Annotated in this window: 10 protein-coding genes; 9 read left to right on the top strand and 1 reads right to left on the bottom strand. The window is 57.7% G+C overall.

From position 1 onward, the window contains the following. Positions 1-165: 165 nt before the first annotated feature. Positions 166-1200: a sterol desaturase family protein gene (locus FHT85_RS19925; protein ID WP_112411403.1), complete on the bottom strand. Its 1035-nt coding sequence runs from the start codon at positions 1198-1200 to the stop codon at positions 166-168. A gap of 300 nt (positions 1201-1500) precedes the next feature. Between FHT85_RS19925 and FHT85_RS19920 the strand changes: the two genes are divergently transcribed. From FHT85_RS19920 to FHT85_RS19880, 9 genes are all read left to right on the top strand, one after another. Continuing rightward, positions 1501-2334, top strand: a complete 834-nt coding sequence (locus FHT85_RS19920; protein ID WP_112411404.1) for a sugar phosphate isomerase/epimerase family protein — start codon at positions 1501-1503, stop codon at positions 2332-2334. Positions 2335-2385: 51 nt separating this feature from the next. Next, positions 2386-3513: an S-(hydroxymethyl)glutathione dehydrogenase/class III alcohol dehydrogenase gene (locus FHT85_RS19915; RefSeq protein WP_183774247.1), complete on the top strand. Its 1128-nt coding sequence runs from the start codon at positions 2386-2388 to the stop codon at positions 3511-3513. Between the two features lie 140 nt (positions 3514-3653). Beyond that, entirely contained in the window at positions 3654-4016 is a 363-nt protein-coding gene (locus FHT85_RS19910; protein ID WP_112413212.1) for a PsiF family protein, read from the top strand. 169 nt (positions 4017-4185) lie between these two features. Next, entirely contained in the window at positions 4186-5094 is a 909-nt protein-coding gene (locus tag FHT85_RS19905; protein WP_112413208.1) for a TIGR03571 family LLM class oxidoreductase, read from the top strand. A gap of 108 nt (positions 5095-5202) precedes the next feature. Then, a complete protein-coding gene (locus FHT85_RS19900; RefSeq protein WP_183774244.1) occupies positions 5203-6507 on the top strand; it encodes a hemolysin family protein in 1305 nt (434 codons plus the stop codon). Between the two features lie 227 nt (positions 6508-6734). After that, positions 6735-8075: an MFS transporter gene (locus FHT85_RS19895; RefSeq protein WP_112413210.1), complete on the top strand. Its 1341-nt coding sequence runs from the start codon at positions 6735-6737 to the stop codon at positions 8073-8075. Between the two features lie 82 nt (positions 8076-8157). Next, positions 8158-10044 (top strand): bifunctional sugar phosphate isomerase/epimerase/4-hydroxyphenylpyruvate dioxygenase family protein, encoded by a 1887-nt coding sequence (locus FHT85_RS19890; RefSeq protein WP_112413211.1) that lies wholly within the window; start codon positions 8158-8160, stop codon positions 10042-10044. An 83-nt stretch (positions 10045-10127) separates the two neighbouring features. Continuing rightward, positions 10128-10799, top strand: a complete 672-nt coding sequence (locus tag FHT85_RS19885; RefSeq protein WP_112339739.1) for a TetR family transcriptional regulator — start codon at positions 10128-10130, stop codon at positions 10797-10799. Positions 10800-10941: 142 nt separating this feature from the next. Continuing rightward, positions 10942-11811 carry a shikimate dehydrogenase gene (locus tag FHT85_RS19880; protein ID WP_112339738.1) on the top strand — a complete coding sequence of 290 codons (870 nt, stop codon included), beginning with the start codon at positions 10942-10944 and terminating at the stop codon, positions 11809-11811. The last annotated feature ends 223 nt before the right edge of the window (positions 11812-12034 follow it).

Genomic DNA, 12034 nt, shown 5'->3' with positions numbered 1-12034 from the left:
GCTGGGGCGGCTAGGCTATAGGGCCGAAAACGTCGGCTTCACATCCACATATCGATAGACAATTAAGCCGGAGCCTGCGGAAGGAGGCCGCAGGCTCCGGCATTTGCCGCCATCGCCGGTCGTGAGATTACGGTCCCAGCAGCCCAGCCGGGCCTTCGATCCGCTTTAGCTCGGTGTGCCGGAGCGGCGCGCCTGCTTTTCGGCATATTTCTTGGCGCGCTCCATAAAGCGCTTGTTCATGCGGTCCTCGGCCTCCTTCGAGCCGTCATGGAAAGTGCCGAACCACTGGTCGAGCGGGATGACGCCATCGGCATAATTGCATTCGAAGAACTTGTGGTGGAGATAATGGTCATAGGCGTGGGTATCGATCCCGGCTTCCTCGCCGATCACGATCTTGTCGAAGCCGGCATGGCCTGGCGCCGGCGCAAGAGCGGCGTGCGTCAGATGGAACAGGGCGTGGATGGGATTGGAGGGCAAGATCCAATGGATGAGAACGCCCGAGAAATATAAAAGATGCTCGACGGGATGCATGGCGAGGCCTGACCAAGGACCGGGATTGACGTTGTTGTGATGCAGCTTGTGGACCGCATGATAGAGCGGCGGCCAGTGGATCAGACGATGCACGAGATAGAAGTGCAGATCACGGAATGCCGGGATCAACAGCATGATGATGATGCAATAGATGGGGTGCTCGGCAAAGTCGACATAGGGAATGATGCCGTTCGCAAAGGCCCATAGCGTCAGAACTTCGAATGCCGTCCAGAGGGGTACGGCGCTTGCAAAGGTCCAGATCACGTTGTCGACGGTCTGGTTTTTGAAAAGGAAGGCCGAGTTATCCTTCGACGGCCACTTGCTATTATATTTGAAGCGCGTGCCCTGCTTCTTCTGCATGTAGAGGCGGAGATGAAAGGCGCCGAAGAACAGGAAAACCAGCGCGGCATTGCGCAGGAGAAGATAGGCGATCCAGCCCGGCGCCAGTGTCTTCATCGTTTCTATGGAAGGTGTCGCGTAGAGCCACAGCAACGTTGCAACGGCGGCATAGACGGCATTCCAGGGCATCAGATAGCCGGGGTATCCAAAGAACCATTTCAGGAAAGCGATCGGTTTGGCCGGCCAGATGAAGACGGGCGGATAGTGCAGAAGCTTGTTGGGTTTCCAATCGCCGCGTTTGTCGCGGGTGCCATAGAGCGTGTCGTCCATAATGTGCCTCCCGGTGGATGAACTATGCGGTCAGTGTCAGCGACGTCGGCTGGAAACGACAGCATTGATTTGATGAAATTTGCTCACGGCACTGGAACTTTGCTGAGCCGCAATCGGGGAGGGAAGGTGGCAATTTGGCATCCAGAGCGTCTTGATGAAAAACCCTCACGACACCGGCGCCCGGCTCGCGAATACATCCGCTTTGCAATGAAACGCGCCGATGATCAAAAGCCATCATCGCGCCGGCTGGCGAAGATCTCGGATTCATGATCTGAGCAGCGCACTGGCAGGGGAGGAACCATGCAGAACTTGCTCATATTCCAGTCGCTCTGGTCCATGGAGCGACGCAGCGCGCAATATCCGGAGCTTTCTCTGGAAGAAAACATCGAAAAGATCGCGTCTGCGGGCTTCGATGGCATCAGTACCCACTGGTACGACCGCAAGGTCGTTTCCCGCGTCGCAGGGCTGCTCAAGCAGCATGGCTTGCAGGCGGAAGGTCAGTGCTTTCCCAAGACTGTCGACGATCTGAAGCCGGTGCTGGAAATCGCGGCCGAATACAATGTTCATCATATCTGTCTGCAGCCGGACGTGCGGCTACGTCGGCTGGAGGACTGTATTCCATTGCTGGAGGGTTGGCAGCGGCTGGCGGAAGAAGCCGGCATCGACGTCTGGATCGAGACGCATCGCGACCGGATGACGACGGATCTATTCTTCACGCTCGATCTCCTCGATCGGCTGCCGGATCTGCGGCTGTTGGGGGATATCTCCCATTTCCTTGTCGGGCGCGAATTTGCCTGGCCGGTATCCGACGAGAACCATGCGCTCATCCATCGGATACTGGATAGCTCCTGGGCTTTCCATGGCCGCGTTGCCTCGCGCGAACAGGTCCAGATCGAGATTTCCTTCCCGCATCACAGGCCCTGGGTCGACCTTTTCCTCGGCTGGTGGGAATATGGCTTCAAAAGCTGGAAGAAGCGCGCCAACGAGGACGCAACGCTCGCCTTCACCTGCGAGCTCGGACCCAAGCCCTATGCGATCACCGGCAGGGACGGTGAAGATACCACCGACCGCTGGGAGGAATCGCTGCTTATGCGGCAAGAAATATTCGATTTATGGGCAAAGGTGGCCGGCTGATAAGTCGAATTAGATATCGATCATAGGCTATTGATTTTGGAGGAATTTTCGATGGACGTAAGAGCAGCGGTCGCGGTTGCGGCAGGCAAGCCGCTTGAGGTGATGACGGTTCAGCTTGAGGGGCCGAGAGCCGGCGAAGTGCTGATCGAGGTCAAGGCGACCGGCATCTGCCATACCGATGATTTCACCCTGTCGGGTGCCGATCCGGAAGGCCTGTTTCCGGCGATCCTCGGCCATGAGGGTGCCGGCATCGTCGTCGATGTCGGTCCGGGTGTGACCTCGGTCAGGAAGGGCGATCACGTCATTCCGCTCTATACGCCCGAATGCCGCGAATGCCCATCGTGCCTTTCCCGCAAGACCAATCTGTGCACGGCGATCCGCTCGACCCAGGGCCAGGGTCTGATGCCGGACGGCACCTCGCGCTTCTCGATCGGCAAGGACAAGATCCATCACTATATGGGCTGCTCGACCTTCGCCAATTACACCGTGCTGCCGGAGATTGCCGTCGCCAAGGTCAATCCCGACGCTCCCTTCGACAAGATCTGCTATATCGGCTGCGGCGTGACCACAGGCATCGGTGCGGTCATTAACACCGCCAAGGTGGAGATGGGGGCAACGGCGATCGTCTTCGGTCTCGGTGGCATCGGCCTCAATGTCATCCAGGGCTTGAGGCTTGCCGGTGCCGACATGATCATCGGTGTCGATCTCAACAATGACAAGAAGGCCTGGGGCGAGCGCTTCGGCATGACGCATTTCGTCAATCCGAAGGAAGTCGGCGACGACATCGTGCCCTATCTCGTCAACATGACGAAGCGCGGGGCCGACCAGATCGGCGGTGCCGACTATACCTTCGACTGCACCGGCAACACCAAGGTGATGCGCCAGGCGCTGGAAGCCAGCCATCGCGGCTGGGGCAAGTCGGTGGTCATCGGCGTTGCCGGCGCCGGCCAGGAGATCTCGACGCGTCCGTTCCAGCTGGTGACGGGCCGCTCGTGGATGGGCACGGCCTTCGGCGGCGCGCGCGGCCGCACCGATGTCCCGAAGATCGTCGACTGGTACATGGAGGGCAAGATCCAGATCGATCCGATGATCACCCACACCATGCCGCTCGACGACATCAACAAGGGCTTCGAGCTCATGCATTCGGGAAAGAGTGTTCGCGGCGTCGTCATCTACTGACGGCACAGGCGCCCTCGCCGGAAGTTTCTGGCGATCCAAGCGACGGATAAGCCGATCGCCATCGTTCAAGAAGAACGCCGGCCTTCGTGATGGGGTCGGCGGTTTGAACATGAATGACCTTCAGGCAAAAGGATATGCCCATGACCAGCAAGTTGCTAGGTGCGACCGCCGCCGCTCTCTTCGCTCTATCTTCCGCAACCGTCGTCTTCGCCCAAACGACGGCACCTGCGACGCCAGCTCCCGCCACGACGTCTTCCACATCGGCGCCATCGTCCACCATGCCCTCGAAGGATGAGATCAAGACGGCGCGGCAAGCCTGCCGGCAGGATGCGACAGGGCAGGGCCTCAAGGGTCAGGCACGCAAGGACGCAGTCAAAAGCTGCCTGCAGCAAAAGTATCCAGTCCTGGCAAAACGCAAGACCTGCCATGACGAAGGTACGGGTAAAGGCTTGCAGAAGAAGGCGCTGCACGATTACGTCAAGCAGTGCATTACCGCGAGCTGAACAGCGATCTGCAATCGCGGCCTCTCGCCGGAACTGCTCATCGTAACAGTCCGCTTCACGGGGGCGGACGACTACCTCGCGCAACCATCGCACATGATACATCGCCCCTTTTCCCCGTGGGCAAGCCTTCTTATCTCCTTACGCGAGGACATAAACTTCAGGGCGTGGCGTGCTTTTCCATACAGACCGACTTTCATTCGGCATAGTGCTGCCGGCGCAGCCGCGAACTGCGGCCGACATTCAGTTCGCTACTCAGCTCAGCATAGCAATCCAAGCCGACAAATTGGGTCTCGATGCGCTGTGGGTGAGGGATGTTCCCCTCAATAGCGAAAGCTACCCCGACCCGATCGGACATGCCGATCCCTGGGTTTTTCTGGGAGCTTTGGCGGCTGTCACCTCTAATATCCATCTGGCGACCGGCGCAATCGTCCTGCCTTTGCGGCATCCGCTCCATATCGCCAAGGCCGCGCTGTCCGTCGCCTCCCTTTCGAAAGGCCGGCTCGTCCTCGGTCTCGGCTCTGGAGACCGGCCGAGCGAATATGACGTTTTCGGAGAGGATATCGAGAACCGTAAGGTGCTCTTTCAATCGCATTGGGAGCGGCTCGCCGTTGCACTTAGCCCGGATCAGAAGGTCGTCGATGAAGGCGGTCGCGTGCGAAACGAGTTCGCCATCAGGCCCGCGCTGCAACAACCCTCCATTCCCCTGGTGGCGGTCGGTTCATCGTCGCAATCGCTCGAATGGATTGCCCGCCACGCAACAGCCTGGATGACTTATTACCGGCCGCTACCCGTTCAGAAAGACCGGTTGGCGCTTTGGCATAATGCCCAAGCCAAGGTAAACACGGATTTTCGCGGCTTCGGCCAGTCCATGGTGCTGGAATTGCTCGACAACCCGCAGGCCTCTTATGAGGAGCTCAATCTTGGCGGCAGAACCGGCAGGCGAGGGCTTATCGACGCCTTGTCGGCAATGCGTGAAGCCGGCATTCTTCACGTCGCCTTCAATCTGGTTACCCAGGGCAGACCGGCCGGCGATGTCTTGGAAGAGATCGCAGCGGATATTTTGCCGGCTATGCGGTAGCCTCGCCAATTGCCCTCGATGGTAGCGTCGTGGAAATCCTATCCCTGTGACCCTGGCTTTTGCAGCCCTTGCCACCTATCTTTCCGCTGCAACCACAAAGGGCCGATTTTGCTTCTCGAAATTTCTATCGTCATCGTCCTCATCCTCCTGAACGGCGTGCTTGCCATGTCGGAATTGGCGATCGTCTCATCCCGTCCTGCCCGTCTGAAAGTGCTATCGGATCAAGGCAGCAGAGGCGCGGCCATGGCGATAAGGTTGGCCGAGGAACCGGGCCGCTTCCTCTCAACGGTACAGATCGGCATCACGCTCGTCGGCGTCCTGTCGGGCGCCTTTTCGGGCGCCACACTCGGCGCTCGGCTGTCGGGCTGGCTTGCCGCGCAAGGTCTTTCGGTCGCAGCCGCCGATGCCATCGGCGTTGGTTCCGTTGTAATGGCCATCACCTATCTATCGTTGATTATCGGCGAACTCGTACCGAAGCAGGTTGCTCTCCGCGCGCCGGAATTGGTCGCCAGCAAAGTCGCGCCGGCCATGGTGTTCCTTTCCCGAGCTGCAGCCCCTCTCGTCTGGTTGCTCGACCTCTCGGGACGGCTGGTTCTGAGGGCGCTTGGTCAATCCGGCAAGGTTGCCGATGGCGTCAGCGACGAGGAAATCAAGACGGTTCTGGCGGAGGCACAGAGCGCCGGCGTCATCGCAACAGAAGAGCAGGCGATGATCTCGGGCGTCATGCGATTGGCCGACCGAACCGCAAGGGCATTGATGACGCCGCGCCGCGACGTGGAGGTTATCGATATCGAAGATAGCTTCGGCGAGGTTCGCGAGCAGATTCGCCGCACCGAAAAAGCGCGTTTGCCGTTACGCAAGGACAGCTCCGACGAGATCGTTGGGGTGCTGACAACAAGGGATTTCTTCGACGCACTGGCTTCCGGCGGTCAGCCTGACATTCTGAAGCTCGCCAAGCAGGTGCCGATCGTTTCGGATCTTTCAAGCGCCCTTGATGTCGTCAAGGCTTTGCGTCGCTCCTCTTGGCACATGGTGCTCGTCTATGACGAATATGGGCACTTCGAAGGCGTCATTACCTCGGGCGATATCCTGGAGGCCATCTTGGGAGCCGTTCAGGAAGAAGCCGACGCCGGCGGCGAACAGGCAATCGTCCGTCGCCACGACGGCAGCTATCTCGTGTCCGGTTGGATGCCCATCGACGAGTTCGCCGATTTCATGAACCTCCAGATCGAAGACGATCGCGACTACCAAACGGTTGCAGGCTTCGTGCTGCAGGAGCTGCGCCATCTTCCGGATGTGGGCGAAAGCTTCACGAAAAACGGCTGGCGCTTCGAGGTCGTGGATCTCGACGGCCGCCGGATCGACAAGCTGCTGGTGAGCTCGGAAAACGGCAGCAGCGATAGTAGCCTTTGACAGCTGGATTGAGATGCATGACACGCCATGATCATCTAAGCACGTCTCTTTACAAAACGAACTAGTTCGTACATTATTTCCTCAGAGGAGGAGTACCTGCTGCCCGAAGCTGCACGGTGACTGCCAAGATCGGCTTGAATGCCATGCGAAGGGCGCGCGGAAGGTAGATTCGGCGTTGCCGCTCGCTGCATTTCCTTGAAATTGGAATTGTCTGGGGAGGAACAACGATGACGATATCAACTGATCATAAGACGCCTAGGCGCGCCGCTTTTGCCAGCTGGCTGGGAAGTGCCGTCGAATATTACGATTTCTTTGTCTATGGAACGGCCGCGGCGCTGATCTTTCCGAAAATATTCTTTTCAGCGGAAGATCCACAGACAGCGGCAATCGCTTCTTTTGCGACCTTCGGCGTGGCCTACATCATGCGGCCATTGGGTGCGGTGATCCTGGGTCACATCGGCGACAAGTTCGGTCGCAAAAAAGTGCTGACCTTCACGCTGCTTCTCATGGGATTCTCGACCTTTATTATCGGTTGCCTGCCGACCTATGGCCAGGCTGGCATCCTGGCTCCGATCCTCCTGGTTTTCGCGCGATTGCTGCAGGGCATTTCGGCTGCGGGAGAGCAGGCCGGAGCAAGCTCGATGACCCTCGAGCATGCTCCCGAGAACCGCCGGGCCTTCTTTACAAGCTTTACGCTGAGCGGGACACAAGCGGGCCTGATCCTTGCGACCCTCGTCTTCATTCCGTTGGGAACGCTGGACGAAGCCGCTTTGCTCTCATGGGGCTGGCGCATCCCATTTTTCCTGAGTTTCGCTGTCGTTATCGTCGGCTTCTGGGTTCGTCGAACGCTCGCGGAAACGCCCGCTTTCATTGAGGAGACGAAGAAAGGCGATGTGGTCAGGCTGCCGCTGGTCTCGCTGTTTGCCAACTATTGGGCCGATGTGCTGCGCATCATCTTTGCCGCCTTGATTTCCGTCGTCAGCACGATTTTCAGCGTCTTCACGCTCTCCTATGCTGTCAACACCATGCATATCGATCGCTCGACGATGCTGACCGTTCTGGTGCTCGCCAACATCGTGGCGCTTGGCGCCATTCCGGCTTGGGCCATTCTGGCGGATCGGATCGGCCGCAAACCGGTCTTCATCTTCGGTGCCATCGGCTGCGCGCTTTTGATATGGCCCTATATCTGGGCAATCAGCCAGAATAACCTCGCGCTCATCTTCATCCTCGGCATTCTGCTCTCGGGTGTTGTTTACAGCGCATCCAACGGCATCTGGCCGGCGCTCTATGCGGAAATGTTCGACACCCGCGTGCGTCTGTCCGGCATGGCCGTCGGCACCCAGATCGGTTTTGCGCTTGGCGGCTTTGCTCCGACGATCAGCGCCGCCCTTATGGGCAGCGGTCCCATGGGATGGGTGCCGGTTGCCTTGTTTACCTCGATCACAGCCTTGATTGCCGCCATTTCCGCCGCAACCGCGACGGAGACTTATAAAACGCCGATCGATCAACTCGGCAAGGATGCGCGGCGCTTCGCAGGCTCGATGAACCACGCCGATCGGACGGTCTAGACGTCAGAATCCGATCTGGACGATGACGTGTCGCGATCGCGGACAAGCTTGTTGAAAACCACCACGTGAATGGGATGAAACAATGAAAACCTCGATTGCGACCGTTTCGATCAGCGGAGACCTAAAGGAAAAGCTTCACGCCATCGCCAAGGCTGGTTTCGATGGTGTCGAGATCTTCGAGAACGATTTCCTCGCTTTCGATGAATCGCCACGCCAGGTCGGTCAAATGGTCCGCGACCATGGGCTGGAGATCACGCTCTTTCAGCCCTTCAGAGATTTTGAAGGCATGCCGGAGCCCTTGCGCAGCCGGACCTTCGACCGCGCCGAACGCAAGTTCGATCTGATGCAGGAGATGGGCACGGATCTCGTGCTTGTCTGCTCGAATGTTTCGTCGGTCGCGATGGGGGGTATCGATCGAGCAGCGGCCGACTTCTACGAACTCGGGGAGAGGGCGGCTAAGCGCGGCTTGCGCGTTGGCTATGAAGCACTTGCCTGGGGCCGGCACATTCACGACCATCGCGACGCCTGGGAAATCGTCCGTCGGGCCGATCATCCGAATATCGGCCTCATTCTCGACAGCTTCCATACGCTCTCGCGCAAGATCGATGTCAATTCGATCCGGTCAATACCGAAAGAGAAGATCTTCATCATCCAGCTTGCCGATGCGCCGTTGATCGACATGGATCTCCTCTATTGGAGCCGTCATTTCCGCAATATGCCGGGCGAGGGCGACCTTCCCGTGCTTGACTTCATGAAAGCCGTCGCGGCGACAGGCTATGACGGCTATCTCTCTCTCGAAATTTTCAACGACCAGTTTCGTGGCGGCTCGCCGACCGCCATTGCCGTCGATGGCCGGCGTTCGCTCATTTATCTCGGCGACCAGGTGCGCCGCGCGGAAAGCAGCAGCCTTACCCTGCCGCCGATGCCGGCGCGTGCCGAGGTGGAGGGCGTTGCCTTTATCGAATTTACCGTCGATGAAGCGGAGACATCCGCCCTCTCGGATCGGTTGCGTGCCCTGGGCTTTCGCCATGTCGGGCACCATAAGAGCAAGCGTGTCGACGTCTTCCGGCAAGGCAATATCAATCTCGTCGTCAATACCGATCCGGATGGGTTTGCCGGCGTGTCCTATGCCCTGCATGGGCAGTCGGCCTATGCGATGGGATTGTGGGTGGATGATGCTGAGGCTGCGGTCGCACGGGCTGTCGCCCTCGGCGCCGAACGCTTTGAGCAGCCCCTGAAGCCTGGTGAAATAAAAATGCCGGCCATAAGAGGCGTCGGCGGCGGCATCCTTTATTTCCTGGATCGGGGGAGCGCGCTCGCTCGCATATGGGAGACCGAATTCGATCCGATCGACGACGATACCGATCTGGGTCCCGTCGGATTGACTGGAATCGATCACGTCGCGCAAACGATGAAATACGAGGAATTGCTGACTTGGCTGCTCTTTTACACCGCGATCTTGAAGGCGCATAAGACACCAATGGTCGACATTATCGATCCCGCTGGAGTCGTCCGCAGCCAGGTGGTCGAAAACGAGCCGGGAACTCTGCGTATTACTTTGAACGGTGCGGAAAATCGCAATACCTTAGCGGGGCATTTCATTGCCGAGACTTTCGGCTCCGGGATTCAACACCTGGCCTTTTCTACCGACGATATTTTCGCGACAGCGGTAGCTTTATCGAAAAATGGTTTTGCGACGTTGATGATCTCGCCCAATTATTACGACGATCTCGAGGCGAGATTCGGCCTGGAGCCGACCTTCACCGATCGTCTGAAGGCACATAATATTCTCTACGATCGAGACGATTACGGCGAATATTTCCAGCTCTATAGCCCGACCTATGGCGAAGGTTTCTTCTTCGAAATTGTTCAGCGCAGCGGCTATCGCGGCTATGGTGCGGCAAACGCCATCTTTCGCATTGCGGCGCTCCGGCGGCATCTGCGGCCAATTGGTGTACCGAAACTTTAGGCTCTCCCCATCAGCGCGAAGCCTATGTTAAAGCTTTGATCTTCAATGATGGGCCGGAGCGCCCAGGAAGACGGGCAGAGGGCATGACCAAATCGCAAGCGGCGAAGATAGAGCGTATTGCGCGAAAGAACGATCCAGACGCGACCAAAGAAAATATCCTCAAGATCGCAACCGAGGAATTCGTCGCGGCCGGCTTTTCCGGGGCGCGCGTCGACGAGATTGCCGAGCGCACCAAGACGTCCAAGCGCATGATTTACTACTATTTCGGTAGCAAGGAAGGGCTCTATCTCGCTGTCCTGGAGCAGGCTTACACGAAGATCCGCACGCTCGAGAGCGAACTCGATCTCGAAAACATGCCGCCCGTTCAGGCCATGGCGCAATTGATTGCAAGCACCTTTGATCACGATGATCAAAATCCGGATTTCGTCCGCCTGGTCAGCATCGAGAACATTCATCGCGCGGAGCATATGAAACGTTCGGTCGTCCTGTCGCAAATGAATATCGCAGTCATCGACATCATCTCACAAATTCTCGAAAGGGGTTATGCCGATGGCAGCTTCGTGCGCCGCGTCGATCCCGTCGATTTACACATGATGATCAGCGCGCAGTGCTTTTTTCGCGTTTCCAATCGGCATACTTTCGGAGCGATCTTCGAGCGCGACCTTTCATCAGAAGAATTGAAGAAACGGCACAAATCTTTGATAATAGATGCCATTCTTGCCTTTCTGAAAAATCCGTCTCCCGACTTGATCTGAACTCGCGTCAAACTGTTTGAGTTCCGTCGGCGGCTCCAGCCGGCATGCAAAACTGCGCCTTACGTTGACTTTACGTACTAGTTCGTACATTTTGTCGCAAAGCCACGTGGCATAACCTTATTTCGCTGCTCGGGAGGAAGAATTGAACACCCAAACCGCAATCGTTCCGCGTCAGCTTCGCGTCGGATTAATCGGCGCCGGCATTGGCCGGTCGCTCACGCCGGCCATGCATATGCGCGAAGGCGAGCATTGCGGACTGTCCTATCGCTACGATCTCATCGACCTGGATGCCCGCGGTCTATCGGTCTCGGATTTGCCTGCACTTATTGATGAAGCCGAAGCGCTGGGTTTTGCCGGTCTTAATATCACGCATCCTTGCAAACAGGCGGCTGTTGCACTCGTGGATGAGCTATCGCCTGATGCCCAGACGCTGGGATCCATCAATACGATCACCTTTCATGGAAAGAGCAGGATCGGCCATAACACCGATTGGTGGGGCTTTGCTGAAAGCTTCCGCCGCGGGCTGGCCGGCGTTGCGCTTGGTCATGTCGTACAGCTAGGAGCAGGTGGCGCAGGTGTTGCCGTCGCGCATGCAACGGCCGAGATGGGCGCGCGCTCCATAGAGATATTCGATCTGGATCCCAAGCGTGCACAGGCTCTCGTGGAGCAGCTTCAGCCGGCACACGATGCCTGTCGTTTCTCGATCGGTCATGCTCTTGTCGCCGCGCTTGATGCCGCGGATGGCCTGGTCCACGCAACCCCAACCGGTATGGATGCGCATCCGGGCCTGCCGCTCGACGGACGGCTTTTAACGGAGCGCCTTTGGGTTGCCGAAATCGTTTACTTCCCGATAGAAACCGAATTGGTGAAGCGCGCCAAGCAGGCAGGATGCCGCGTACTCGACGGCGGTGGCATGGCGGTATTTCAGGCCGTAAAGGCTTTCGAACTATTCACGGGCATGCGTCCGGATGCGAACCGTATGATGCAGCACTTCAATTCGCTGCGCTCCTGAGAAAAGCCCGTTTATCCGCATCAAGCTGCTTTTCGCACCGATGGATCATCATTTGCATTTCAGAGCATGGAGATCATGCAAATGACTGCGACTTTAAGTTCCATAAGATAGATTATCTGATATCTACCTGTAGCGGCATTTTAGAGATGCGACACATAGGCCAGTTAGAGATGCGACAGTCGTCGCCTCTCGGGATGCTGGTCGAACGTCAGCATTGGGGAGC

The sequence above is a fragment of the Rhizobium sp. BK312 genome (genome assembly GCF_014193605.1).
GTDB lineage: Bacteria > Pseudomonadota > Alphaproteobacteria > Rhizobiales > Rhizobiaceae > Rhizobium.
Note: the sequence above shows the minus strand (reverse complement) of the source record. Positions and strands in the feature narration are given on the sequence as shown.